At 56.3% G+C, this 25,385-nt stretch carries 21 protein-coding genes; 15 read left to right on the top strand and 6 right to left on the bottom strand.

Annotated elements, in window-relative coordinates; genetic code table 11:
• Nucleotides 1–66 precede the first annotated feature (66 nt).
• From LG300_RS12520 to LG300_RS12465, 12 genes are all read left to right on the top strand, one after another.
• Nucleotides 67–927 (top strand): glycine betaine ABC transporter substrate-binding protein, encoded by an 861-nt coding sequence (locus tag LG300_RS12520; protein ID WP_404375654.1) that lies wholly within the window; start codon nt 67–69, stop codon nt 925–927.
• Between the two features lie 230 nt (nt 928–1,157).
• Nucleotides 1,158–2,168 (top strand): DctP family TRAP transporter solute-binding subunit, encoded by a 1,011-nt coding sequence (locus LG300_RS12515; protein ID WP_404375652.1) that lies wholly within the window; start codon nt 1,158–1,160, stop codon nt 2,166–2,168.
• A gap of 59 nt (nt 2,169–2,227) precedes the next feature.
• Entirely contained in the window at nt 2,228–2,707 is a 480-nt protein-coding gene (locus LG300_RS12510) for a TRAP transporter small permease (RefSeq protein WP_404375651.1), read from the top strand.
• Nucleotides 2,697–3,998 carry a TRAP transporter large permease gene (locus LG300_RS12505; protein ID WP_404375649.1) on the top strand — a complete coding sequence of 434 codons (1,302 nt, stop codon included), beginning with the start codon at nt 2,697–2,699 and terminating at the stop codon, nt 3,996–3,998. The genes LG300_RS12510 and LG300_RS12505 overlap by 11 nt, the downstream gene beginning before the upstream one ends.
• A gap of 383 nt (nt 3,999–4,381) precedes the next feature.
• Complete coding sequence (locus tag LG300_RS12500; RefSeq protein ID WP_404375648.1) at nt 4,382–5,362, top strand: TAXI family TRAP transporter solute-binding subunit; 981 nt, start codon at nt 4,382–4,384, stop codon at nt 5,360–5,362.
• Between the two features lie 135 nt (nt 5,363–5,497).
• Nucleotides 5,498–8,101 (top strand): TRAP transporter permease, encoded by a 2,604-nt coding sequence (locus LG300_RS12495; RefSeq protein ID WP_404375647.1) that lies wholly within the window; start codon nt 5,498–5,500, stop codon nt 8,099–8,101.
• 11 nt (nt 8,102–8,112) lie between these two features.
• Nucleotides 8,113–8,541, top strand: coding sequence for a universal stress protein (locus LG300_RS12490; protein WP_404375646.1), 429 nt, complete (start codon nt 8,113–8,115; stop codon nt 8,539–8,541).
• A 281-nt stretch (nt 8,542–8,822) separates the two neighbouring features.
• A complete protein-coding gene (locus tag LG300_RS12485; RefSeq protein WP_404375645.1) occupies nt 8,823–9,641 on the top strand; it encodes a DUF2189 domain-containing protein in 819 nt (272 codons plus the stop codon).
• Nucleotides 9,642–9,844: 203 nt separating this feature from the next.
• Complete coding sequence (locus tag LG300_RS12480; RefSeq protein WP_404378036.1) at nt 9,845–10,333, top strand: molybdopterin-dependent oxidoreductase; 489 nt, start codon at nt 9,845–9,847, stop codon at nt 10,331–10,333.
• Nucleotides 10,320–12,575: an ATP-binding protein gene (locus LG300_RS12475; protein WP_404375644.1), complete on the top strand. Its 2,256-nt coding sequence runs from the start codon at nt 10,320–10,322 to the stop codon at nt 12,573–12,575. Before LG300_RS12480 ends, LG300_RS12475 begins: the two co-directional genes overlap by 14 nt.
• Entirely contained in the window at nt 12,556–13,716 is a 1,161-nt protein-coding gene (gene nosP / locus LG300_RS12470; RefSeq protein ID WP_404375643.1) for a nitric oxide-sensing protein NosP, read from the top strand. The genes LG300_RS12475 and nosP overlap by 20 nt, the downstream gene beginning before the upstream one ends.
• Nucleotides 13,694–15,070: a NahK/ErcS family hybrid sensor histidine kinase/response regulator gene (locus LG300_RS12465; protein ID WP_404375642.1), complete on the top strand. Its 1,377-nt coding sequence runs from the start codon at nt 13,694–13,696 to the stop codon at nt 15,068–15,070. The genes nosP and LG300_RS12465 overlap by 23 nt, the downstream gene beginning before the upstream one ends.
• Here the strand turns inward: LG300_RS12465 and LG300_RS12460 are convergent.
• On the bottom strand, nt 15,067–15,747 hold the full coding sequence (locus tag LG300_RS12460) for a response regulator (RefSeq protein WP_404375641.1): 681 nt from the start codon (nt 15,745–15,747) through the stop codon (nt 15,067–15,069). The two genes, LG300_RS12465 and LG300_RS12460, sit on opposite strands and share 4 nt — an antisense overlap.
• Before the next feature lie 117 nt (nt 15,748–15,864).
• Between LG300_RS12460 and LG300_RS12455 the strand changes: the two genes are divergently transcribed.
• On the top strand, nt 15,865–17,385 hold the full coding sequence (locus LG300_RS12455; RefSeq protein WP_404375640.1) for an aldehyde dehydrogenase family protein: 1,521 nt from the start codon (nt 15,865–15,867) through the stop codon (nt 17,383–17,385).
• An 80-nt stretch (nt 17,386–17,465) separates the two neighbouring features.
• On the opposite strand, the gene LG300_RS12450 is transcribed toward LG300_RS12455, so the two are convergent.
• The gene (locus tag LG300_RS12450) at nt 17,466–18,380 is read right to left on the bottom strand and encodes a SulP family inorganic anion transporter (RefSeq protein ID WP_404375639.1); all 915 of its coding nucleotides are present in this window, start codon (nt 18,378–18,380) and stop codon (nt 17,466–17,468) included.
• 95 nt (nt 18,381–18,475) lie between these two features.
• On the opposite strand from LG300_RS12450, the gene LG300_RS12445 reads away from it, so the two are divergent.
• A complete protein-coding gene (locus LG300_RS12445) occupies nt 18,476–19,807 on the top strand; it encodes an IS200/IS605 family accessory protein TnpB-related protein (protein ID WP_404375638.1) in 1,332 nt (443 codons plus the stop codon).
• 21 nt (nt 19,808–19,828) lie between these two features.
• Here the strand turns inward: LG300_RS12445 and LG300_RS12440 are convergent, their stop codons facing one another.
• The 3 genes from LG300_RS12440 to LG300_RS12430 all read right to left on the bottom strand — a co-directional run bounded on the left by LG300_RS12440 (nt 19,829) and on the right by LG300_RS12430 (nt 23,534).
• Nucleotides 19,829–20,698, bottom strand: coding sequence for a SulP family inorganic anion transporter (locus tag LG300_RS12440; RefSeq protein WP_404375637.1), 870 nt, complete (start codon nt 20,696–20,698; stop codon nt 19,829–19,831).
• Nucleotides 20,699–20,850: 152 nt separating this feature from the next.
• Entirely contained in the window at nt 20,851–22,899 is a 2,049-nt protein-coding gene (gene betT, locus LG300_RS12435) for a choline BCCT transporter BetT (protein WP_404375636.1), read from the bottom strand.
• Between the two features lie 206 nt (nt 22,900–23,105).
• Nucleotides 23,106–23,534, bottom strand: a complete 429-nt coding sequence (locus tag LG300_RS12430; RefSeq protein WP_404375635.1) for a hypothetical protein — start codon at nt 23,532–23,534, stop codon at nt 23,106–23,108.
• Between the two features lie 174 nt (nt 23,535–23,708).
• Here LG300_RS12430 and LG300_RS12425 point away from each other — a divergent pair, with 174 nt between their 5' ends.
• A complete protein-coding gene (locus LG300_RS12425; protein WP_404375634.1) occupies nt 23,709–24,626 on the top strand; it encodes an alpha/beta hydrolase fold domain-containing protein in 918 nt (305 codons plus the stop codon).
• Between the two features lie 7 nt (nt 24,627–24,633).
• Here the strand turns inward: LG300_RS12425 and LG300_RS12420 are convergent, their stop codons facing one another.
• The gene (locus LG300_RS12420) at nt 24,634–25,380 is read right to left on the bottom strand and encodes a response regulator (protein WP_404375633.1); all 747 of its coding nucleotides are present in this window, start codon (nt 25,378–25,380) and stop codon (nt 24,634–24,636) included.
• Nucleotides 25,381–25,385: the final 5 nt, after the last annotated feature.

Here is a 25,385-nt window from a genome sequence, read left to right as displayed (position 1 = left end):
ATAGTGTTATAGTAAGGCGGCAACAGTCGTTGTATCGAGATCAAAAGTAATAATAGGGGAATGATTATGAAGAAAATCTCATCAACGTTGTTAGGCCTGAGCATGGCGCTAGCGGCGGCTTCCGCCCATGCAAACGACAAGCAGTTGGTCATTGGTACCAATAACTGGGCCGAAAATATTGCCGTCGCCAATATGTGGAAAATCGTGCTGGAAGAAGAGCACGGCTACGATATCGAACTCACCGATGTGGGCAAAAGCGTGCTGTACAGTGGGCTAGCCAATAATGATTTCGATATCTCACTGGAAATCTGGCTACCTACTACGGACAAAGATTTTCTTGCGCCCTATAAAGATGAGATCGATGTGCATGACGTGTGGTACGAAGGTACTGGCCTAGGCATTGTGGTACCTAGCTATGTTGAGATCGACACCATTGATGCACTGCGCGATAACGCCGAGCAGTTCTCTTATCAGGGTCGTCCCACCATCATTGGTATCGATTCCGGCTCGGCCATTGCCGGGCTGACCGACGATGCGATTGAAGCCTACGACCTGCCACTGCGCCAAATCTATAGCTCGGACCCAGCGATGATGGCCGCTCTGAACGATGCGTATCAGCGCGAAGAGCCTATCGCTGTGACACTATGGAATCCGCACTGGGCTTTTGCTGAGTATGATCTCAAGTACTTGGAAGATACCCAGGGCGTTTACGGCGAAAGCGACGATATTTTCTGGTTCTCTCGCAAAGGGTTTGCTGAAGACGACCCATGGCTCACTCAAGTGCTGAACGAGTGGCATATGGATGACGATACCTTGGGTAGTCTGATGGCTATGATTGAACAGCAGGGCGACCCTGTAGAGGGGGCGCGCAGTTGGATTAATGAAAACCGCGCGTTGGTCGATACCTGGCTGGCCGCTGGTGAATAGCCTGTTAATACAACCTTTTATAACGCCCTGACGCTGATGCGCGGGGCGTTTTGCTAAGTAGACACCTGAGGATAACTCACTGAGTTGCCAAGACCGACCTTCGATGGCTTCCTTTCGCTTGCTAACTGCCTACAATGGGCGTGTGCCTGTTGCCTTTCACTGGGCCGGGCATCTCATAAGAACCGCAAAAAGTATTGATAAAAAAGAACGGATAAAAAGGATCGACAATAATGACGCTGACACGCTCTATGGCTCGTTTAACCGCTGGCTTGGCTGGCGCTGCACTGCTCTCGGCTGCTTTTTCCGCGCAAGCCCGCGAACTCTCGGTCTCTACCGTGCTCTCAGACGCTTTCCCTTGGGGCCAAGCCGCTGAGAAGTGGGCGGAACTCGTCGAAGAGCGCAGCGGTGGTGAACTCACTTTGCGGGTTTACCCTAACTCGCAGCTGGTGTCGGGAGACCAGACCCGTGAGTTTTCTGCCATGCGCTCTGGGCTGATTGATGCCGCCGTGGGTTCAACGATTAACTGGTCGCCACAGGTGCCAGAACTCAACCTGTTCTCTCTACCGTTTTTTATTCCCGATGAAGCGGCGGTAGACGCTGTGACTGGAGGAGAGGCAGGTGAGATGGTGTTTGAAGCCATTGAGTCCCGTGGTGTTATGCCGCTGGCTTGGGGTGAAAATGGTTTCCGCCAACTCTCCAACTCCCGCGGCCCGATTAGCCAGCCGGATGATCTGGAGGGTCTAAAGATCCGCGTGGTAGGTTCGCCGCTGTTCCAGGATACGTTCTCCGTGTTAGGCGCTGACCCCACGCAAATGAGCTGGACTGATGCTCAGCCCGCCCTGACTACTGGCGCAGTGGACGGTCAGGAGAACCCGCTATCAGTATTTGATGTGGCGCGTATTGACCAGGTGGGGCAGGAACACCTGACCCTCTGGAACTATATGAACGACCCGCTGATTTTTGCTGTTAACCAGCAGGTATGGCAGTCATTAAGTGAAGAGCATCAGACCCTGCTGCGCGAAACGGCAGAAGAAGCGGGCGCGTGGGAAATCGCCATGACCCGTGAGCAGGAGAGCGAGCGCTTAGCTGCAATTCAAGAGCGGGGTGTGACGGTCACCGAACTCACCGATGAGCAATACCAAGCGTTCGTGGATGCCACTCAGTCCGTATATGAGAAATGGGCTCCGCGCATTGGTGAAGAGGTGGTTGAGGCCGCTCAAGCCGCTATCGACGCCCGTTAATAACTGAATGTTTCGACTGCCGCCTGCAAAGGGCGGCAGCTTGCCGATGTGAGGCTGCCATGAAAGGCTTTCCCGATGCGCGCCCCGAACGTTGGCTTGGCGCGCTCTCATTGATTGTAATTGCGCTGATTAGCCTGGGTAATGTGGTTACACGCTATTTAACAGGAGGCTCATTTTCGTTTACTGAAGAGTTTTCCGTATTTCTCCTGGTTGTGCTTACGTTTGCCGGAGCGTCAGTTGCCCTAAGGCGAAACCGGCATATTCGTATTGGCCTGCTAGAGCGTGCATTGCCTGAGCGCTGGCGGGGCGTGCTAATTCTCTTTCAAGCCCTGTGCGGGATGATCGTGCTGGGGTTGATTACTTGGTACGGCGGCAAACTGGCGTGGCAGGAGTATCAGTGGGAGTCGCTGTCGCCGGGCTTAGGGCTACCGCAGTGGTGGTACTTAGTGTGGCTGCCTATTTTGTCTGCTGCCATGATGTGGCGCTTGGTGCAGCAAACCCGTGACCGTTTGAAAGGGGAGCTGACCAGTGACAGCTGATATCTGGATGATTCTGGCGTTTGCCGGACTGCTGATTGCCGGCGTGCCGGTAGCATTTTCTTTGGCGCTTTCTGGGGCGGTGGGCATTGTCCTTGGGCTATCACCGGATATGCTGGCCACCCTGGGCACCAATACCTATAACAGCATTGCCAAGTACCCCTTGATTGCCATTCCACTGTTTATTCTCACCGGGCTGATCTTTGAACGGGCAGGCGTGGCGCTGCGTTTGGTGCGCTTTGCCCAGGCGCTGATTGGACCTCGGCACGGCGGGCTGGCGCTGGTCGCGGTGCTGGTATGTATGATCATGGGCGGCATGAGTGGCTCTGGCCCCGCCGATGCGGCGGCAGTTGCAATGGTTATGTTACCCAGCATGACCAAGGCAGGTTACCCCAAGCCGTTTTCTGCCACGCTAATTGCGGCCTCGGCCTCGACGGCGATTTTGATTCCCCCCTCCGTTGCGCTGATTCTCTACTCGATTGTGGTGCCGGGCGTTGATCTGCGTGCGCTGTTTGCTGCAGGACTCTTCCCAGGCGTACTGGCTGGGCTGGCGCTGCTAGTGCCAGCGATGATAGTCGCCAAGCGGTACGGCTGGGAAGGTACGCCAGCAGAAGGCGCTGAAACCCTAACGGTAAAGGGAACGTTTCGCGAAGCGCTGCCTGCGCTGTTTGCTCCAGTGCTGATTTTGGGGGGACTGCGCTCGGGGTTATTTACCCCCACCGAAGCGGCAGTCGTGGCGGTTGCCTATGGGGCGATTGTTGGTCTGTTTCTTACCCGAGAGCTGACACTTCGGGATGTGTGGGAGTTACTAGGCGAAGCAGCTATTATCTCTGGCGTAGTGATGCTGATTATTGCGCTGGCAGGAATTTTTGCCTGGGCAGGCACCATGCTTGGCACCTTCCGCCACTTAGCCGAGTGGATCATTAGCCTGACCGATAACGGCGTGTTGCTACTGATACTGGTGATGCTGGCGGTGCTGGTGGCGGGTATGCTGCTGGATGCGATCTCGATTTATCTTATTATGATGCCAATTCTGATTCCGGTGATGCAGCACTTTGAGTGGAACCCGGTATGGTTTGGCATTTTACTGGCGATGAACATTGCCATCGGCCAGTTTACACCTCCCGTGGCGGTGAACTTAATGGTAACCACCGAAGTGGCCAAGATACGCTTGGAGCATACAATTGGCTGGGCGCTGCTCTTTGTGGTTGCTATGGGGTGTGCCTTGGCACTGGTGGCAATATTTCCAAGCATTGCCCTGTGGCTACCCACGGTGTTGGGCTATAACGTCTAGTGGTCAAACGGGATAACCAATAAGCGATGGCCTATGCCAACATGGCATAGTGTTTAATGTTTACTAAACGTTACAGGCCACTAGACTGAGCCGCATGCGCGTGCGTAAGAGAAAATTGCGAGAGTTCTCAAGGGAAAGCTCTTAAGAAAAGCGCTTAGGTAGTCAGTAGGGCAGTGCTGTTGCGCTACAACAGGCATAAAATTATATCGTGTTTCGCCAATTAGCATTTTTTTCGCTAAAGTAGGAACAGTCGGCACTCAATGCCGAGGTTGATAACAGATTGTCTTGACAACGTTTTGGAACCGAAACACCTGAAGGGAACCGTTCTGCAGGTGGCTTCAAAGCGCATAACGCTCACAACATCAAGATAAAGAGGTGTGTTCATGAAACGCCATGTATTTTCTACCGCGGCCTTCTCAGGCGCGTTAATCGCTGCAGCAACTTTTGCCTCTCCGGCTGTTGCTCAGGAGCGCTACATTACCATCGGTACTGGTGGCCAAACCGGTGTTTACTATGTCGTTGGCCAGTCGGTATGCCGCATGGTGAACCGTGGCAGCGATGAGCACAACATCCGCTGTAACGCTCCGTCTACCGGTGGCTCCGTGGCAAACGTCAACGGTATGAAGAGCGGTGAGCTGGATATGGGCGTCGTACAGTCTGACGTTCAGTACCGCGCTTACCACGGTGAAGCCAACTTTGAAGAGGAAGGCGCTTGGGAAGATATGCGTGCTGTCTTCACTATGCATGGCGAGCCGCTGACCGTGGTTGCCCGCGCTGACTCTGGTATTGAGAACATCAGCGATTTCCCAGGCAAGCGTGTCAACATCGGTAACCCGGGTTCTGGCCAGCGCAACACCATGGATGTAGTGATGGATGCGTTTGGCTGGACAGAAGACACCTTCGCGCTGGCCTCACAGCTAGATGCTGCTGAGCAGGCGGCTGCCCTGTCAGACAACAACATCGACGCGATGGTATACGTGGTAGGCCACCCGAACGGTTCTATCCAGGAAGCCACCACGACCGTTGATGCGCGCTTAGTATCAGTGACTGGCGAAGAGATCGACGGCCTGATTGAAGAGTACCCCTACTACACCCGTTCTGTTATTCCGGGCGGTCTCTACCGCGGTAACGATGAAGATGTCGAAACCTTTGGTGTGGCGGCAACCTTCGTTTCTTCCACTGCCGTTGATGAAGACATCGTTTACGAAACGGTGAAAGCCGTGTTTGAAAACTTTGATCGCTTCAAGCGCCTGCACCCGGCGTTTGAGAATCTGAACGAAGAAGACATGATCTCTGACGGTCTGACTGCACCGCTGCATGATGGCGCGGCACGTTACTATCGTGAGCGTGGCTGGATCGAATAAGCTGTAGATAAAGTGACGCTATTGACGAAAGGTGAGTAGCGTCGCTTTGAGTTGCAAAGCGCGGGCACCTTGGGTGTCCGCGCTTCTTGTTGAGAGCGCTGATTGACAGCGCTGACCATTAGGCAGGGCAAGCGTATGCGTGATGACAAACAACCTTCGGCAGCCGCTGCGAACGACCTGGAGGATATGGTCGCTTCCAGCGATACAGGGGCACGGAAACCCCTAGGCGCACCCGGCAAGCTGCTTGTGAGTATTGCAGCGGTTTGGTCGCTGTTTCAGCTATGGATTGCGTCGCCACTTCCTTATATTGTTGGCTTTGGCGTGTTTAGCGCCACGGAAGCGCGCTCGATTCACTTAGCGTTTGCGCTCTTTTTGGCCTTTATGGCGTATCCCGCCTTCAAGCGCTCCCCCCGTGACCGCGTGCCCCTGGCGGATTGGGTACTGGCAGCGGTAGCGGCGTTTTGTGGCGCTTACCTGTTTATTTTTTATGCTGATTTGGCCCAGCGGCCTGGGTTGCCGATTACCCAGGACATCGTCGTGGGCATTATTGGCATTTTAATGTTGCTGGAAGCGACCCGCCGAGCATTAGGGCCACCTCTAATGATCGTTGCGGCAATTTTTATTGCCTATTCGCTGTTTGGCCCCTACATGCCAGGTATTTTGGCGCATCGTGGCGTCAGCCTGGGTGGTTTGATTAACCACCAGTGGCTGGGTACTCAAGGGGTCTTTGGCATTGCGCTAGGTGTCTCCACCAGCTTCGTTTTCCTATTTGTGCTATTTGGCGCACTGCTGGACAAAGCGGGCGCGGGTAACTACTTCATCAAAGTGGCGTTCTCCCTGCTTGGCCACTTCAAAGGCGGCCCGGCCAAAGCGGCAGTCGTTGCCTCTGGTATGACCGGCTTGATCTCGGGGTCGTCGATTGCCAATACCGTTACCACCGGCACCTTTACGATTCCGATGATGAAGCGAGTCGGCTTTAGTGCAGAAAAGGCAGGCGCGGTCGAAGTCTCCTCTTCGGTGAATGGCCAGATTATGCCGCCCGTGATGGGCGCGGCTGCGTTTTTGATGGTGGAGTACGTGGGCATTCCCTATGTCGACGTGATCAAGCACGCCTTCTTACCGGCGCTGATTTCCTATATTGCGCTGATCTACATTGTTCACCTGGAAGCGCTCAAGGCCAATATGAAAGGCCTGCCGTCCAGCAACCCGGCACGCCCGTTGCTGAACAAAGTGATCGGCTTTATGACCGGTTTGCTGCTGCTGATGGGGCTCTCCATCGCCGTCTACTACGGCCTAGGCTGGTTGAAGCCGGTGCTGGGTGAAGCGACCCCATGGGTGGTCTCCGTCGGCTTGGCGGTTGTGTATGTTGGCTTGCTGAAAGTCGGTGCTAACTACCCTGAGTTGGAGATGGACGACCCCAACTCCGAAGTGGTGAAACTGCCGCAAACCCGCCCGACGGTCATGGTCGGCCTGCACTATATTCTGCCGGTTGTGGTGCTGGTGTGGTGCTTGATGGTAGAGCGTCTTTCGCCTGGGTTGTCAGCGTTCTGGGCCACCATGTTCATGATTTTCATCATGGTCACCCAGCGCCCGATTATTGCGATTTTCCGTGGCCGCAGCCAGATGGCCGCTGATATCAAAGAGGGCTTTAAAGACCTGTGGGATGGCCTGGTGACCGGCGCACGCAACATGATCGGTATCGGCATTGCGACCGCCACCGCAGGGATTGTCGTAGGTGCAGTATCTCAAACCGGCGTAGGTTTGGTGTTGGCAGATGTCGTCGAGATCCTCTCCGGCGGCAACCTGATGATGATTCTGCTGCTGACAGCACTGCTCAGTTTGATTCTCGGCATGGGCTTACCCACGACCGCCAACTACATCGTGGTATCGGCGCTGATGGCCCCGGTGATCGTGCTGTTGGGCCAGCAAAATGGCCTGATCGTCCCGCTGATTGCCGTACACCTGTTTGTGTTCTATTTCGGCATTATGGCGGACGTCACGCCACCGGTGGGGCTGGCTTCTTTTGCTGCGGCAGCGGTATCTGGCGGCGACCCGCTGCGTACCGGCTTCCAGGCGTTTTACTATAGCCTGCGTACAGCGGCGCTGCCGTTCCTGTTCATCTTCAACACGGATTTGCTGTTGATCGATGTCACGGTGATGCAGGGCATTGTGGTGTTTATTGTCGCCACCATCGCCATGCTGATCTTTGCGGCAGGCACTCAGGGCTACATGCTGACTCGGAACCGCTGGTATGAGTCGCTGCTCCTGCTGTTAGTGGCCTTCACCTTGTTCCGCCCTGGCTTCTGGATGGATAAAATCCACGACCCCTACGAGTCGGTGCCACCTGCCCAGTTTGCTGAAGCGTTAGGACGAGTTGATGATGGTAGCAACCTGCGCGTGCAAATTGCCGGTGAGGATGATTTCGGCGCGCCCATGACCACCTATGTGCTGGTGCCTGTACCCCGCGGCGAAACAGGCGAAGAGCGCATGGCTAACCTGGGTATAGAGCTTTACGAAGATGGCGACCAGACCCTGGTTGACTTTGTAGAGTTTGGCAGCCAAGCAGCTGAGTTAGGCTTCGATTTCGACCAAGAGATTATCGAAGTGCTGGCCCCGGTAGATCGCTGGACCAAAGAGTGGATGTGGCTACCCGCACTGGGCATCTTTGCGCTTGTCGTCGTCATGCAGCAGCGTCGGCGTCGTCACGAGAAGCCCGATAAAACCGCCGCCGCTGCCTAATGGAGGTTGCTATGTACCATAAAGTGCTACTCCCCGTGGACTTAAACGAAGAGGCTTCATGGAAGAAAGCGCTGCCCACAGCGGTAACGCTGTGCCAAACCTTTGGTGCATCGCTGCATGTGGTCACGGTACTACCGGAATTTAAAATGCCCATGGTAGGGGCTTATTTTCCAAAAAACTTCTCCGAAAAAGCGCATGATGCGATGAAGGAGGCACAGCACAAATTCATTCAGGAGCATGTGCCTGAAGGAATTAAAACCCAGAGTGTGATTGTTGACGGCTCGCCGTGGGAAGCCATCATTAAGGTAGGCAAGAAAATTGATGCTGACCTGATTGTGATGGCATCCCATACCAAGCGTAAGTTCGTTGATTACGTGTTGGGCCCCAACGCAGAGCACGTTGTTCACCACGCTAAAGTGTCGGTGATGATCGTGCGCTAGACGGTGGTATAGGTTGAAAAGCTCCAGGCCAATGGTCTGGAGTTTTTTTGCCTAAAACATGCGTTTTTTCTAATGCATCGATTTAATTGCTGTTAACAGCGCTAAACAAAGATTTTTTGTACGGCTTGCCACCATAAGCACTCAACAAGCAGTGGCTCAGCTACATTAAAAGAACATTAAGCCATTAACGTTGGATTAATGGTGTCAACACACATGGTAGCTATTTACCTTGGTGCTTGGGTCAGTGACAGCGATTTGGGGTAAATCACAGGAGTTACGCCATGAATGCAACAACAAAAACACACGACCACTCAACCGGTGCGCCTAACGTCAAAATCATTATCAATAAGGTAGGAATGGACAGGCCACGTGCTTGGCTTGCCGCAGGTATGGAGGACTTTCGTCGTGCGTCCGCTATTAGCCTCGCATATGGCATGTTTTGGGTAGGGTTAAGTATTGCCATTACCTTAGGTGCTTATACGCTGGGCTACTGGCACTGGTTACTGCCAATGATTGCAGGCTTTATGTTTATTGGGCCACTGGTGGCCGTTGGCTCCTACGGTATTAGCCTGGCGCTTGAGCGTGGGCGAGTCCCCAATTTAGGTGATGCGTTTGGCAGCTGGCGACCCCACGCGGGGCAGCTAGCCATGATGGGGGTGATGATGATGATTTTCTTCCTCGCCTGGATACGGCTGGCCACGCTGCTATTTGCGCTGTTCTTCGGCTTTGAAGTACCTAGCCCGGCAACACTCTACACTACGCTGGTGACCACCCAGGAAGGCCTAAGTATGCTGGCGGTAGGCACCGTAGCAGGCGGTGTTTTGGCATTTGGAGCCTTTGCGATCAGCGTGGTCGCGATTCCCACGTTAATGGATCAAGATCTCACCTTTATGGAAGGTATTGAAGCCAGCGTGCGCTGTGTGGCTCGCAACTTCCGGCCTATGCTGCTCTGGGCGGCTATTTTGACCGGTTGCGTGCTAGTAGGTGTGATGACCTTCTACATTGGTCTAGCACTTATTCTGCCCGTGCTTGGCCATGCGAGCTGGCATGCTTACGAAGATCTAGTGCGATTTGAACCCGTTGAACAGTTGAAAACCTAACGGTTTATTGTCACGTACCTCTGTGTAATGTTACTCACTACTTACTAAAATCATCGTAATTAGCCTGACCGACGAATTGAGATGGCGTACCCTAAGCGTCATCTCTTTTTTATTGCTTTTGGCGCTCGCAGGTACCACTGCGTGTGTCTGGGGCGCTACGATATGAGGAATTTGTAGTGAAAGCGTTGTTATTGGGGTGGACGATGCTGGTGCTCAGCCTTCCCCATACGGGGCTAGCTGAGACATCAGATGCATTGGCAGCGCCAAGCGGGCCGGTGATTTTAAAAGTGGATGGTGATATTGCAGCGGCTAATGTGGGTGAAGAGGCCCATTTTGACCGCGCGATGCTTAGCGCGCTACCGCAGCATGAATTTACCACCGGAACACCATGGACAGAGGGGGCCAGCCACTACCGTGGGCCGCTGATGCGCACTCTTCTTGAGCATATCGGCGCAGAAGGCGAGGCCGTATACGTGTCGGCGCTTAACGGCTATGAAGCCGAGATCCCCGTAACAGACTTCTATGATTATGACGTTATTTTGGCCTTAGAGCGCGACGAGAAAGCCATTCCTATCCGAGAATATGGGCCTTTGTGGGTGCTTTACCCCTTTGATCATGATGAAGCGCTGTTAAGCGAGCGAATGCGCTTTAGATCCGTTTGGCAGGTAATGCATATTAATGTCCGCCAGTGAACCTATTGCACGGGCTCCTCGCCTGTTTCGCTATCCACGGCGTCTTAAACTGGTTGCGATCATCACCGTGCTGCTATTTGCGGCGGCGCTAGTGGTAGCAGCACTGTCAGCGTGGCGGCAGGATAATCTAACGCAAAGTTTGCGAGAAGATACCGCTTGGGTGGTCTATAAACTTGACCGTGACGCCATTCAGTTACTGAACCATCTGCTGGCGGAAACGCGGGGCTCGCTCTCTCCTAGCGCTCAAGACGCGCTTAACCTGCGTTTTGAGCTTCTCTACAGTCGTATCACGCTGTTGCGAGAAGGGGAGGTTAGTTCACTTCTGCAAAGTATTGGGCCAGCCAGTGAACTGCTTGACCAAATCCAGCAGCAGCTTGACACCCTAGACCCCATGTTCGAGCCCCATGATGAGTTGGCGCAGATGCCGGTCGTCGCTCTGGAAAACGAGCTTCATGCGCTAACACGGCTTACCGAACGTTTTGTCATTGCCATCAATGGTTACCTAGCCGAGTCCGCGACGGAAGAACGGGCTCTGCTTAGTACGCTTTATAAACTCTTGATGTCGCTGCTAATAGGCATGAGCCTGGCGGTGCTGCTGGTGATTATCTTCTTGGTGCGTGAAATGCGCGAAAGCGCCGCCGCACGCCGAGAACAAGAGCAGCTTAGTAAACAGCTGCAGGTAACGGCTAAGCAGGCACAAGCTGCTAACCATGCGAAATCCGATTTTCTGGCAATGGTGAGCCATGAAATCCGTACACCGCTGAACGGTGTGATCGGCATGAGCGAGCTGCTGCGTGAGCCGGCAACTCCTGACCAGGTAGAGGATTACGCACGCACTATCCACGACAGCGCCAACCAGCTGCTGGCAATGATTAACGAGATTCTCGATTTTTCCAAAATCGAGGCGGGCCACTTAACCTTAGAAACGTCGTCTACCGCCGTCACCCCGTTGGTAGAAGGAGTAATGGCGCTGTTTGAGCCGCGTGCCCAGGAAAAAGATCTGCAGCTCTCGCTATATATTGACCCGCTAGTGCCTGCCTGGATCATGGTCGATGCAGGTCGGCTGCGTCAGATACTGCTCAACCTGATTGCGAATGCGATTAAATTTACCGATCACGGCAGTGTCTCCATTCGCGTCACCTCAACGGTAGAGCATCTGCTGTTTGAAATTAGCGACACCGGCTGCGGGCTGAACAGCGAGCAGCAAGAGACGCTTTTCGAGCCGTTTCAGCAGGCGGATGAGAGCGTTGCCCGCCGTTACGGCGGCACCGGCCTAGGGCTAGCCATCTGCAAGCGGCTAAGCGATGCGATGCAGGGAAGGTTAGGGGTCACCAGCACACCCGGTCAAGGCAGTACTTTTTGGTGTGAGCTACCGCTAGTCGAAGCTAGTCCTGCCAACACGGCGTTGCCATCGGCAGAACCCGCTCGGAACTTTAGCGGCACGTCGCTGCTGTTGGTGGAAGATAACGCGGTAAACCGTAAAGTGGCGATTGGGCTACTGTCGCGGCTAGGGTGTGAGGTGGTGTGCGCTGAAAATGGCCACGATGCGCTCATGATGGTTCAGCGTCAGCCGTTTCATCTGATCTTTATGGATATTCAGCTGCCGGATATTGATGGTGTAACCGTTACCCAGAAGTTGCGTGCATTTGGCGATTGGTGCAGTGATGTGCCCATCGTGGCAATGACGGCAGGCGGTGCTGAAGGTGTTCGCAAGCGCTGTTTGGCCGCCGGGATGGATGACTACATCACCAAACCGCTCTCGCTGTTGGCGTTAAGCAACGTGCTAGCGCTGCAGCTGGCTCACACCCAAGGCAGCCAGCCGCCGCCTGAACTGAGCGAGCCGGCTTGCGGGCAAAGCCAGGCGGCGTTAGTGAATCACGATACCTTAGCGGCCTTAGTCAGCTCGCTAGGCGCTGATAGCGTTACTCAACTGATGACGCTTTATCATCAGCAACTGCGCGACTACCTCCACCAGATGGCTGACTATGTGATGCCCCAGGCGGGCACTGCAGCGGAGCAAGCGGCCCAACAAATAGCGCGCCTTGCCCACCAATTGCGAGGTGAGTCGCTAAGCATCGGTGCCGAGCAGCTAGCCGCTCAGGCAAAGCAGTTAGAGCAGCTGGCGGGTCAGCCAGCCGCCTTAACTGTTCAGCTTGAAGAGGCTTTTAGCGCGCTGCAACACTGTGCGGCACGCACCCAAGCTGCGTTGGAGCAATGGCGTTATGACCACCCGCTTAACTAACAAAAGTGGCCTGATAACCGCTGCAAGCCGCGCATCCGACCCTTATGTCGCGGCTAACGAGCTGGCGGCGTCGCTCTACCATGAGCATGCGGGCTTTGTGCTGTTTTTCTGTAGTGCAGAGTATCCGCTGGCCGCACTTGCCCAGGCGCTAAGCAGTGCGTTTGGCGAGCTGCCTATTAGCGGCTGCACCACCGCAGGCGAGCTAACGCCGGATGGCTATGACCGCGGCTCAGTGGTGGCGATCTGCTTTGATCAGCGCTTTTTTGCGGTAGAAACCGCGTTGATTGATGACTTGGAGCACTTTGATCTACCCACCGCGCAGCCCCTGGTGGATAAACTGTTAGAGCGCTGCCGTCGCCAAGCCGTTGCGCCGGTCAACGAGCACAGCTTTGCTCTGACGCTGCTGGATGGGCTATCCAGCCGTGAAGAGCAAGTGCTGGCAACGCTGGATGCGGCCTTGGGGCGCATTCCAAGCTTTGGCGGTTCCGCAGGGGACGATAACCACTTAACCCATACCCATGTATACGCTAACGGGCGCTTCCATACCCGTGCGGCGGTGGTGGTCATGATGAATACTCGGCTACCGTTTGAAGTATTCTCCACCCACCACCTTGAGCCACTTGAGCACAAGCTGGTGGTTACCGCTGCGGATCGTGAGCGCCGCCGCGTGCTGGAACTTAACGGTGTCCCCGCGGCCGAACTGTATGCCGCGCTGGTGGGCTGTTCGGTTGAGGCGCTTGCGCCTCCCATTTTTGCTCAGCACCCGCTGGCGGTACACCTGGGCGGCCAGCACTATATTCGCTCGATTCAACGGGTCAATGACGATGGCAGCCTAAGCTTCTACTGTGCGGTGGAAAATGGCATCGTGCTCACCGCCATGCAGCCCACGCCGCTGCTCACCGATTTAGCCCATATGCTGCAGCGAGTGGAAGCCCGCTTAGGGGAACCTGCCGCGATTATTGGCTGCGACTGCTTTTTACGCCGAATGGCACTGGAGTCGTTAGGGCAACTGGACCAAGCATCGACGCTGCTGCGCCAAGCCCGCGTCGTGGGGTTTAATACCTACGGTGAGCAGCACCACGGTATGCATGTAAACCAAACCTTTACGGGGGTGGCCTTTGGCGCTCTTCCAACTCCCTGATTCGCAGCAAGGCGACGATATTGCGGCCCTGCGTGAGGAGAACCACCGGCTACGCAAAGTGTGTGCGGCGTTAATGGAGCGAGTGGAGTCTGGCGGTAGCCCTAATGGCGCGCCCTATGCAGCCTTTGAGCGCTCGGTGCTGCTGGCAGAGCAGGTACGCGAGCGCACTGATGCGCTGCACCGCACCCTGGACGAGCTAAGCCAAGTCAATGCCCGTTTGCTGGCGGCGAATGCCGAAGCCCACGCGGCTAACGTCTCTAAAACCAAGTTTTTAGCCGCCGTGAGCCATGACCTTCTACAACCGCTCAATGCGGCACGGCTGTTTGCCAGCGCCCTGGAAACCCATGCGCTACCTGAGTCCTCCCAGGCACTTGTCGGCCACATCGGGCGCTCGCTGAAAGATGTCGAGGGCTTGCTGGGCACGCTGGTGGATATCTCCCGTCTGGATGCCGGAGTGCTTCACGCCGATAAGGCGCCCTTTGCCGTAAGTACGCTGCTGGATGCGTTGGCGGAGGAGTATCGCCAAGTGGCGGGGGTACGCGGGCTCACCCTTCACTATGTACCTTCGCGGGTGTGGGTGGAGTCCGATTTAGCGCTGCTGGCGCGGGTGGTGCGTAATTTCCTTAGCAATGCGGTGCGCTACACAGAGCACGGCCACCTGCTGTTAGGCTGCCGCCGCCGGGCCAATGGCCTGGAGATTATGGTGGGTGATACTGGCCCCGGTATTCCAGAGCCACAGCGCAAAGCCATTTTTCTGGAGTTTCGTCGCGCCAGCCAGCCCCAGGCCAACCACAGTCGCGGCCTGGGGCTGGGCCTAGCCATTGTCGATCGTATTAGTACCATGTTGGATCACCCCGTCACACTGGCATCACGGCTAGGTTATGGCTCGCTGTTTTCTATTTTGGTGCCTTACGCAGCCTCCTGCGGCGCAGTAGAAGGCGCACCCAGCCCGGTGCCATCCGCGCAGTGGGGCGATGACCCGCTGCAGGGCTGCGTAGTGTGGGTAGTGGATGATGACCCCGCCATTACCGAAGGTATGCAGGCGCTGCTGGGCAGTTGGGGATGTCGAGTGCGGGCCGCAGCAACGGTAAGTGCGCTGGAAGCGGCGAGCGATGGCGAGCGCCCGGCGGTGCTGCTGGTGGATTACCATTTAGGGGAACACCGCGAGAACGGCATCGACTTAGCTGCCCGGCTGCGCCGCCGCTATCCTGGGTTAGCCACAGTGGTGATTACCGCCAACCACGAAGCTTCGGTAAAGCGGGCTACCCGGGAGGCAGGGATGCACTGCCTACTAAAGCCGCTTAAACCACTGCGTTTGAAGATGCTGTTAGGTACGCTGTTAGAGGGCCGCTAACGCGCCATTCGCTTGGCGATATAGCCGTTTAAATCCTCCTCTCCGGCCATCACAATAGCGTGTACTCGGCTGGTGGCGTCCAGTTTTCGCAAAATAGCCGATACATGGGTCTTTACCGTGGTTTCGGCAATGTCCAGTTCTCGGGCTATCTGCTTGTTGGACATTCCCTGGCTCATGCAGCTCAACACGTCTAGCTGTTTGTCGGTGAGCTGGGGCAGGCGGCTCGGTTTATCCTCCGAATCTTCGCCTGCTGCTGTAGGTTTTGCCCGAGGAGGAGGGCGGCGCATGATATCGGCGGGCAGATAGAGCTGACCCTGGAGAATTTGCTGCAATGCGGCGAGAAGTTGCTCTCTAGGGGTGGATTTCGGGATATAGCCTACGGCCCCCAGAGTAATGGCATCAAGCACGAGCTGGCGCTCCTGGTGGGCCGAGACGATGGCCACCGGCAGCCAGGGGTATGTCTCGCGCAGGATTTTCAGGCCCTCTAACCCGTCGGCATCCGGCAGGCTTAAATCCAATAGCAACAGGTCCAGACCCTCCTGCGCCTCGATGCGTGCCATGGCCCCCGCTAAGCTGTCGGCCTCAAACAGTTGGGTATCGGGAAGCCCACTGCTAATGACCGCATGAAGCGCGTCGCGGAACAGTGGATGGTCATCTGCCACTAACAGCGAGTACATGGCGTCTCCTACCAAGGGATGAGGGTGCGTCCTGCCATCGGGCTATACCGTGAATGGCGTGGGTGGCCAACACTGGGTAGGCACCTTTTAATAATCATAATACCCAGGAGCAGTATCATGATCTACGCCAACCCAGGTGAAGCGGGTTCTGTCGTTTCGTTTGAAAAGCGCTATGGCAACTACATCGGCGGTGAGTTTGTACCCCCGGTGAACGGTCAATACTTCGACAACATTAGCCCAGTAAACGGCAAAGTGTTCTGTGAAATTCCCCGCTCCAGCGCTGAAGATATCGAGAAAGCGCTGGATGCCGCCCACAAAGCCGCCCCGGCTTGGGGGAAAACCTCGGTGCAAGAGCGCAGTAACATCCTGCTTAAAATCGCCGACCGTATTGAACAAAATCTCGAAATGCTGGCCGTCGCCGAAACCTGGGACAACGGTAAGGCCGTGCGTGAAACCCTGAATGCGGATATTCCGCTAGCCGTCGACCACTTCCGCTACTTTGCGGGTTGCCTGCGTTCCCAAGAGGGCACCGCCGCCGATATTGACGCCAACACCGTGGCGTACCATTTCCACGAACCGCTAGGCGTGGTGGGGCAAATCATCCCCTGGAACTTCCCGATTTTGATGGCCGCTTGGAAACTAGGTCCGGCGCTGGCAGCAGGCAACTGCGTCGTACTCAAACCCGCCGAGCAGACTCCCGCTTCCATTCTGAAAGTGGTCGAGCTGATTGGCGACCTGTTGCCCCCGGGCGTGCTCAATATCGTCAACGGCTTCGGCGCGGAAGCGGGCCAAGCGCTGGCGACCAGCAAGCGTATTGCCAAGATTGCTTTCACCGGCTCGACGCCCGTGGGCGCGCATATTCTCAAATGTGCGGCAGAGAATATTATTCCCTCCACCGTCGAGCTGGGCGGTAAGTCTCCCAACATCTACTTTGCCGATATTATGAACGCCGAACCAGCGTTTATTGATAAGGCGGTAGAGGGGCTAGTGCTGGCCTTCTTTAACCAGGGCGAAGTATGTACCTGCCCATCGCGGGCGCTGATCCAGGAGAGTATGTACGACGAGTTCATGGCAAAAGTCATCGAGCGCACCAAGACCATCAAGCGCGGTAACCCGCTGGATACTGACGTTCAGGTAGGTGCCCAGGCCTCCCAGGAGCAGTTCGACAAGATCATGTCGTACATGGATATCGCTCGGGATGAAGGCGCTGAATTCCTTACCGGTGGTAATAAAGAGACACTGGATGAAAGCATTAACAGCGGTTACTACATTCAGCCCACGCTGCTGAAAGGTAACAACCAGATGCGCGTGTTCCAGGAGGAGATCTTTGGTCCAGTAGTGGCGGTAACCACCTTTAAAGACGAAGAGGAAGCGCTGGCGATTGCCAACGACACCGAGTTTGGCTTGGGCGCAGGCGTGTGGAGCCGCGATATTAACGTGGCCTTCCGCATGGGGCGTGGTATTCAAGCGGGTCGCGTCTGGACCAACTGCTATCACCAGTACCCCGCACACGCCGCCTTCGGCGGCTACAAGAAGTCGGGGGTAGGCCGCGAAACCCATAAAATGGCGCTTGAGCACTACCAGCAAACCAAAAACCTGCTGGTCAGCTACGATATCAACCCGCTAGGTTTCTTCTAAGCGTTAACGATTAGTCATCGCTCTCATCGCATCCCGGCGATAAGCACATCGCCGGGATGTTTTTTTATGGCGTGGTACCTTTAGCGTGCGTGACCCAACCAGCGGCGCGCCATGCGCTCGGCGTGGGCGAGGTTGCTTACCACGGCCAATTTACCAACTTCACGATGAATGCCCGCACGCTTTATTTTCAGCGCCAACCGGGGCGGCAGCCCGACGAACATGACGCCTACACCTTGCTCACCCATTTCACGGCGTAGCGTATCCAGCGCCACCATGGCGGTGGTATCCAGGCTCGGTACATCGCGCATATCCAGAACCACAATTCTCACGTTGTGATCAATCACCCGCAATGTGGCAATGGCTTTCTCTGCAGCCCCGAAAAATAGCGGGCCGGTCATTTTGTAAAGCGCGACTTCCGGCGGGAAGTGCTCGCCTGAAGAAGGCGCGGTTAAGCGTTGTGTATGGGTCAACTGGGCCATACGACGAATAAACAGCGCCGCGGCTAGGCCAATACCCACGGCCACTGCGATGACCATGTCAAAAATGACTGTCAGCGCGAAGCAGATCACCAGTACCCACACATCGCTGGCGGGGGCACTCCTTAACGTATGCATAAAGTGGCGGGCTTCGCTCATGTTCCAGGCAATGACAAACAGTAGTGCAGCCAGGGCCGCCATCGGCACAAACCCTAACAGGCCTGCCAGCGCGACCACGGCCAGCAATACCACCAGCGAATGCACCACAGCGGCAATGGGCGAAAAGGCACCGCTTTTAATATTGGTGGCGGTACGGGCCATGGCGGCTGTCGCGGTGATGCCTCCAAAAAAGGGCACCACTAAGTTACCAAGCCCCTGGCCGATTAGCTCTGCGTTAGGGTCATGGCGGGTGCGGGTTAAACCATCCGCCACCACGGCACACAGCAGCGACTCAATGGCGGCGAGTAGTGCAATCGCTAAGGCGGGGCCTAATAGTGATTGAACAAAATGCTGCCGCATTCTGCGATTCGATTCTTTGAATGAATCGTCAGTCAAGGCAGCGCAAGGCGTTAGCCTTGCTTGTTTATGCTACTGGTTGGATATATAGTTTTCGTATGCCGATTATCCGCTCTGACACCCTCACCCTTCAGGTTACCAATGCCGAACAACAACAGGCGCTACAGGATACGCTGGCGCTGTATCGGCGGCTAGTGCGTGATCTGATGACGGTGGCTTATACCCACTGGCCGACGGTGGGGGCCTCGCAGGGCAACGAAGCAGTCAAGATCATTGAGGCGCTGATTCATCCAACGGCTAAGCGCCCGCATGTACGCTATACCTACTTTGCCAGCCGCTACTACAAATTTCCTTCCTATCTTCGCCGCGTGGCCATCATGGATGCAGTGGGCCAAGTCCGCTCGTTCGTCACGCGGTTCGATCAGTGGCGATGTGGCCGACGCAAGCACCCGCACGCGAAACCGCCGCGCTTAACGGCCAGCACCAAGACCTTTCCCAGCCTCTACGGCAGCCAGTGCGCCAAGCTCAACGCCGATGCCAGCCATGCCTTTATCAAGGTGCGTTGGCAGAATGACTGGATTTGGATGGGATTTGGGCTAAAGGGCACCTGCCGGTTCCGGGGAAAAGGCAAGGCGAAGTCACCGCTGCTGACGTACAACGGGCGGCAGTGGAAACTATCGCTGCCCGAGCAGTTCGACCCACCCAAACCCGTCAAAAGCGCACCGGAACGCGTGCTGGCGGTGGATGTGGGCATTAACACGACGGCCACCTGGGCGGTAGTCGATGCTCAAGGCACTGTCCACGCGCGGGGTTTTATCGCGCGCACGGATAAAGACCGGGAGTATCGACTCATGACCCGCATTCGCCAGGCCGCTAAAAAGCACACGCGCCACGGTAGCCGCTTACCCCCTGGCTTTTGCGGCCGCGACCACCAACGGCTGACCCGTCTCGCCGATAACCAGGCCCACCAGATCAGTCGGCAGTTGGTCAACCTCGCGCTCAATCATCACTGCCAGGCGGTCGTGGTCGAAAATCTGAAAGGCTGGCGACCCAAAGCGGGAAAAAAGCGTACTCCGATGAAGGCGCGGTTTCACCGCTGGTTTCATCGTCAGCTGGTAACACGCATCGGTAGCAAAGCCGTCGAGGAGGGGCTTCGCTATGTGGCGGTCTATGCCCGTGGCACGTCCCGCCAAGCCTTCGACGGATCAGGGCCGGTAAAGCGCGATAAGGGCAACTACAGCCAGTGCACGTTTAGCTCTGGCAAGCGCTACCACGCCGATCTGAATGCTGCCTATAACATCGCCGCCCGCGGCCATGTTTACTACCAGGGGCGGCGCCGCAAGGCAGCGCCCCGTGCCGGCTCGCAGAAGTCGACCGGTACACCGAGAACCCCGGTATCGCTCTCCTTGCTCTGGCAACAGAGCGCGTGAGAGGGGTAAGAATCCGCGATTCTATTCTTGGAATGAATCGTCGTAGGGTTCAATCAGGGCAAAGTTGATCTCAAGTGGTGTGCCGTCTGCCCCCGGAAAATGCCAGGGCGCGGTAAAGCTGGGCGCGAAAGGGGGGATGCCGGTGCCGCTTTCACCCTCGAACTCCCAGCTAAAGCGCGAGGCGATGGTATCTACTTCGATGCCGCCCCACAGTAATAGCGTGGCGGCCAGCGTGCCCACAGCTAAGCCAACCAGCGGTGCGGGAACCGGCGTTTTTAAGCGTGGCCACGTTAACAGCGCTGACAACGTGACAAGCCCTACACTGATTTCTGCTACCGACAACGTCGGCAGCGCTTGGCCAATCAACACGAGATTATGTAGGGTGCTGTCGCCGAGTGCGACGCCGCTTAAACCGAGAAAGTCAGGTAGTTGCAGCAGCGCAATCACCACGCCGATGCCTGCGGTGAAGCCAAGAATCACCGGGTAGGGAACGTACTGAATCAAGCTGCCTAGCCGGGAAAGCCCGAGCGCCACCAAAATAGCGCCTGCCATTAACGTGGCGATGAGCAGCCCGCCCAAGCCATGCTGGGCGACAATAGGAAAGAGAATAACCACGAAAGCCGCGGTAGGGCCTGAGATGTTAAACCGAGACCCGCCGGTTAGCGCAATCACGGCACCCGCGACAATAGCGGTGTAAAGCCCGTGTTGGGGTGGCACTCCCGTGGCAATCGCTAATGCCATGGAAAGTGGTACGGCGACCACGCCTATTGTTAGCCCCGCCATTATATCGCGCTTCAATTTGCCCAGCGTATACCCTTCACGCCAAGCGCTGAATAGTGCACTGCCTGGCATCGGGAGCACATATCCCGAGGAGCGATGGTTGCGGGACATGGGGCAAACCTCCTAAGTGAGAGGGAAAACAAGCTATTACGCTACTCCTGCTCTTGGATTCTCACAACAAGGCGTTAGTCGCGGCGTTGTGCTCGCACAAAAATCCCGGCACGCAGGCCGGGATTGTGTTTGCAGTTTAAATGCTGATGCCGCTACATCTGCGCGTCTTCCGGCGGCTCTCCGATGGTGCCGGGCATGGCCTGTACATGGCCCATCTGTTGGCCCGCCAGGGTGAGGAAGTGCAGGTGGCGTTCGTACTCGGCCACCAAGTCACCAATCACCTGACCGCGGGTGTAGCCATTCAGGTCTTTTTCCTGGCCGCCTTCGGCAAGGTACACATCCAGGCGCACGTAGAAGTCATCGTCTGCGGGGATAAAGCTGGGTGTCCGCATACGGTGCGGGCAGACCTGATAAACAAAGCTGGTGGCGTCGCCAAATTCAACCTGCAGCATTAGGTTAGGCAGGGATTCACCCTCGACCTGCTCTTCAGTGACGTTAGCGGTTTGGCCGCGGCTCTCCAGCTCTTGGGCAAACTGCGTCATCGCGGGGCGAATCGAGTGCTTAATGGTGGCTGCGGCACCTGCGCGGTTGGAGGTGTCCAGTGCGCGATCCAAACGCTCCCGCCAGTCGCCACCGGGGGCTCCACCGGCAATCATACGGCGTGCGTCGGCTTTGCTACCTTCCAGCTTCAGCGCTTTGTAAGTGCCCACCATAATGGCGAAGATCACCACTGAGAAGGGCAGCGCGGTAATGACAACGGCACTTTGCAGGGCGTTCAAGCCGCCCGCCATCAGTAAGGCAACGGTAATCAGGCCAATCACCGCCGACCAGAAGATACGCAGTTTCACTGGCGCATCGTGGTTCACGTCGCTCAAGATCGAGGTGAAGTTGGCTAGTACCAGCGCACCGGAGTCTGCCGAGGTAATAAAGAACACAATGCCTAGCACGGTCACCACGGCGGCGGTAATGCCCACATAGGGGTAGTACTCCAGCAGCGTATAGAGCGTGGTTTGCGGCGAATTCAGCGCCTGCTCACCCAGTTCGACAACGCCCTGGTTAGCGACCAGCTCGATGCCGCTATTACCGAAAATTGACATCCATACCATCATGAACGACAGCGGAATAAACAGCGCGCCGGCAACAAACTGACGAATAGTACGGCCACGGGAAATGCGCGCCAGGAACAATCCCACGAAGGGCGTCCAGGCGATCCACCAGCCCCAGAAGAAGATGGTCCACCACATTTTCCACTCTTGGGCGCCTTCATCGGCAAAGGCGTAGGTGTCGAAGCTGGCAGCGACGAAGCCAGAGAGGTAGTCGCCTGCGTTGTTGACCACTTTATCCAGCAGTACCAGGGTGTCGCCGGAGAAGAGCACGAACAGCATCAGCGCCAGGGCCAACAGCATGTTGAACTCGGAGAGACGGCGGATGCCTTTCTCAACGCCGGTCACCACCGAGATGGTGGCGAGCACGACCACCAGCACGATCAAAATCACCTGGACCGTCAGGGTTTCCGGCACGTCGAACATATAGTTCAAGCCGTAGTTCAGCTGAATCACCCCGATGCCTAGGCTGGTGGCAATACCGAACACGGTAGAGATAACGGCGGTGATATCCACTGCGTTACCAATCGGGCCGTGAATACGCTTGCCCAGTAGCGGGTAGAGCGCACTGCGAATGGCCAGCGGCAAGCGGTGGCGGTAGCTGAAGTAGGCCAGCGCCATGCCCATCAGCACGTACAGGCCCCAACCGGAAAGCCCCCAGTGCAAATAGGTTTGAACCACGGCGTTACGCATGGCCTCTTGGCTTTCAGGAGTTAGGTCGGGCGGTGCCAGATAGTGGGCAACCGGCTCGGCAACGCTGAAAAACAAAAGGTCAATGCCAATGCCTGCGGCAAACAGCATGGCCGACCAAGACAGCAGCGAGAACTCTGGGCGTGAGTGGTCTGGCCCCAGGCGGATGCTGCCATAGCGGGACATACCGATGAGCATGACGAATACCAGATACGCCACAATCGCCAACATGTAGTACCAGCCAAAAGTTTTGCTCACCCAGGCAAGGCCTGCATCGAAGAAAGCGCCTGCTTGTTCAGTGAACAGCATCGTCATGATTAAGAATACGAGAATACCCGCGACGCTGCCGTGGAAGACCACGGGGTTCAGGCGGTCTCGTGAGGGGAGGGTGGGATTGTCTTTCGCCATGGAGGCGGACTCCTGTTGTTAAGACAAGAATAGGGAAAATTCTTTATTTTTAAATGAACGTTCAAATAAAATACGCGGTTTATGGGTTTACTTCAAGCCAATAGGGAAAGCACAGAAGAGGGGCGGTGGGCGCAATAACGGAGTATAGAAACAAACGCGCCCAGCTAGGCTGGGCGCTTGGGGCGTGTTCGACGCTAAATAAACGCTTACTCTACAGCGGCTTCTTCGGCGTCCATTTCATTGGCTGAGTCGCTATGGTAGCCGCGCTTGCCGTGGCCACTATGGCCATGCTCCTGGCGGTATTCCACGTGCATTTCGTGCATGGCATCACGCAGCGCCTGCTGCTCCTCTTCCGAGAGGATCTCGGCCACGCGTGCCTGATGCTCTTCACGCAGTGCCAGAACGGCTTCACGGTGCTGAGCATGGGCTTCGTTCAATGCAGCTTGCTGCTCTTCGCTCAAGCCTGCACGTTGATAAACGGCTTGGCGACGCTCTTCCATGCGCTCCATCATGGCTTCACGATTCATTCTCTGGCCTTCATGTTCATGATGGCCTGCCTGGGCGGCAAACGCTAACGGCGTAAGAGCAACCGCAAGCAGAGCTGGGGCAAACAGTTGGCGGAGTGACATCTTCATGGCATACCTCATGGATGAATATATGATCGTTTGACGATGTCAGTATTTACGGGCTTGGTGTAAAACGTTTGCACAAAGTGTGCAACAACCGTGACCTTCTCAAAGAGAGCACAGGGTCGCGGAGGCAGGTATCGGTGAGGGGAATCATGACCTATCGTCTAAAAGGAGATAAGCATGCCAGATTTAAGTGGCCTACGCCGATTCGTGAGCCTTGGCACCTTGGCCTTGCTACTGAGCGGCTGTGGCACCACCCACCAAGTAAGCCAGGGGGCACCTGCCATTGAGCAGAGCGAGCTTCGCGAACCTCAACCGTTTACCCGCCTTGCTCCCCAGCGCTATACGCCTGACAACTGGCCCGAAGCCTTACGTGCCCACGTGTTGCTACCCGAGTCGCAAAGTGAGGGACTGCGCCCTGCCGCACTGGTGGTACATGGTGGAGGCTGGCGCAACCGTGGGCCGGAAGATATGGAAGGCATTGCTGAACAGCTAGCGGCCCAAGGGTATGTCACGATGAATATCGAGCACCGCTTTGCACCAGAGTACCGCTTCCCCACGCAGCTGCATGATTTACAGCAGGCCATGGCCTGGATACACAGTAACGCCGCCGCTTGGCAGGTCGATACCGACCGCATTGTCGGCGTGGGGTTTTCCTCCGGTGCACACTTGGTCAGCCTGCTGGCGCTTGCAGGCAGTGAAGGCCCGCTGGCAGAACCCTATGGCGGCGAACACGCCCGCTTGGCAGCGGTGGTCGCAGGCGGGCTGCCCAGCGACCTGCTGAAATTTAACGATGGCCGCCTAGTCGTTGATTTTATTGGCGGCACCCGAGCCGAGCGGCCTGAAGCCTATGCATTGGCATCCCCAGCACGGCAAATCACCGCGAACGCGCCGCCGTTTTTTCTGTTTCACGGCAGCTGGGATCAGCTTGTGCCGGTTGACCACGCCACCGACTTCTACGCAGCGCTAAAGGCCCAGGGCATTCCCAGCGAGCTGTACCTTCAGCGCGGCCGGGGTCATTTCACCAGTTTCTTGCTACGCGGCAGTGCCATTGAAGCGGGCATTGCGTTTTTGAACCGCCACGTACAGCCTGAGTAAGCGGCCCTTACCCCTCGGGCTGGTATTTATAGCCCACCCCATAGACCGAGCGAATAATCTCTTGGTCGGGGAGGGCTTCGGTGATTTTTTTACGCAGCTTCTTAATATGGCTATCAACCGTGCGCTCCGAGACGATGCGGTTGTCGCGGTACATATGATCCATCAACTGTTCGCGGCTGAAGATGCGCCCGGGTGACTGCATCATAACGCGTAACAGCTGAAACTCCACGGCGGTCAGGCCCAAATCGTGACCGTTGGCGAGCGCCTGCCAGCCCTCTTCATCTAGCGTGACCGGGGTGTGCTTGGCAGTGGTTGGGGCCTCGCCTTGGGCAGCGGCATGGCTTCTGCGCAGCACGGCCTTTACTCGCGCCACCACTTCACGGGGGCTGAAGGGTTTGCAGATGTAATCATCCGCGCCCAGCTCAAGCCCCAGTAGTCGGTCTACCTCTTCCACCTTGGCGGTCACCATGATGATCGGCAGCGTTGGCCACTGTTGGCGGATTTCCCGGCAGAGCGTTAGGCCATCCTTACCCGGCAGCATCACGTCGAGCAGCACCAAGGACGTGGCGTGTTGGGTAAGCCAGGGCATGACCTCGCTGCCGTGGCTGATAATGGTCGGGGTAAAGTTATTGCTTTGCAGGTAGTCGGCCATTAACCGAGCGATTTTGGGCTCGTCCTCAACAATTAATAGGGAAGCATCCTGGGGTAAGCCATCTTGGGGTAATGTGTCGAGATGTGAAGCACTCTGAGACATAGTCA

It is taken from the genome of Vreelandella aquamarina, from assembly GCF_044805175.1.
Classification (GTDB): domain Bacteria; phylum Pseudomonadota; class Gammaproteobacteria; order Pseudomonadales; family Halomonadaceae; genus Vreelandella; species Vreelandella aquamarina_B.
This window is presented reverse-complemented; position numbering and strand designations above follow the sequence as displayed.

Bases quoted from the DNA above. Each gene is read 5' to 3' on its own strand.
- LG300_RS12520 (WP_404375654.1), top strand. From the start codon at position 67: ATGAAGAAAATCTCATCAACGTTGTTAGGCCTGAGCATGGCGCTAGCG.
- LG300_RS12515 (WP_404375652.1), top strand. From the start codon at position 1,158: ATGACGCTGACACGCTCTATGGCTCGTTTAACCGCTGGCTTGGCTGGC.
- LG300_RS12510 (WP_404375651.1), top strand. From the start codon at position 2,228: ATGAAAGGCTTTCCCGATGCGCGCCCCGAACGTTGGCTTGGCGCGCTC.
- LG300_RS12500 (WP_404375648.1), top strand. From the start codon at position 4,382: ATGAAACGCCATGTATTTTCTACCGCGGCCTTCTCAGGCGCGTTAATC.
- LG300_RS12495 (WP_404375647.1), top strand. From the start codon at position 5,498: ATGCGTGATGACAAACAACCTTCGGCAGCCGCTGCGAACGACCTGGAG.
- LG300_RS12490 (WP_404375646.1), top strand. From the start codon at position 8,113: ATGTACCATAAAGTGCTACTCCCCGTGGACTTAAACGAAGAGGCTTCA.
- LG300_RS12485 (WP_404375645.1), top strand. From the start codon at position 8,823: ATGAATGCAACAACAAAAACACACGACCACTCAACCGGTGCGCCTAAC.
- LG300_RS12480 (WP_404378036.1), top strand. From the start codon at position 9,845: ATGCTGGTGCTCAGCCTTCCCCATACGGGGCTAGCTGAGACATCAGAT.
- LG300_RS12475 (WP_404375644.1), top strand. From the start codon at position 10,320: ATGTCCGCCAGTGAACCTATTGCACGGGCTCCTCGCCTGTTTCGCTAT.
- nosP (WP_404375643.1), top strand. From the start codon at position 12,556: ATGACCACCCGCTTAACTAACAAAAGTGGCCTGATAACCGCTGCAAGC.
- LG300_RS12460 (WP_404375641.1), bottom strand. From the start codon at position 15,747: ATGTACTCGCTGTTAGTGGCAGATGACCATCCACTGTTCCGCGACGCG.
- LG300_RS12455 (WP_404375640.1), top strand. From the start codon at position 15,865: ATGATCTACGCCAACCCAGGTGAAGCGGGTTCTGTCGTTTCGTTTGAA.
- LG300_RS12450 (WP_404375639.1), bottom strand. From the start codon at position 18,380: ATGCGGCAGCATTTTGTTCAATCACTATTAGGCCCCGCCTTAGCGATT.
- LG300_RS12445 (WP_404375638.1), top strand. From the start codon at position 18,476: ATGCCGATTATCCGCTCTGACACCCTCACCCTTCAGGTTACCAATGCC.
- LG300_RS12440 (WP_404375637.1), bottom strand. From the start codon at position 20,698: ATGTCCCGCAACCATCGCTCCTCGGGATATGTGCTCCCGATGCCAGGC.
- betT (WP_404375636.1), bottom strand. From the start codon at position 22,899: ATGGCGAAAGACAATCCCACCCTCCCCTCACGAGACCGCCTGAACCCC.
- LG300_RS12430 (WP_404375635.1), bottom strand. From the start codon at position 23,534: ATGAAGATGTCACTCCGCCAACTGTTTGCCCCAGCTCTGCTTGCGGTT.
- LG300_RS12425 (WP_404375634.1), top strand. From the start codon at position 23,709: ATGCCAGATTTAAGTGGCCTACGCCGATTCGTGAGCCTTGGCACCTTG.
- LG300_RS12420 (WP_404375633.1), bottom strand. From the start codon at position 25,380: ATGTCTCAGAGTGCTTCACATCTCGACACATTACCCCAAGATGGCTTA.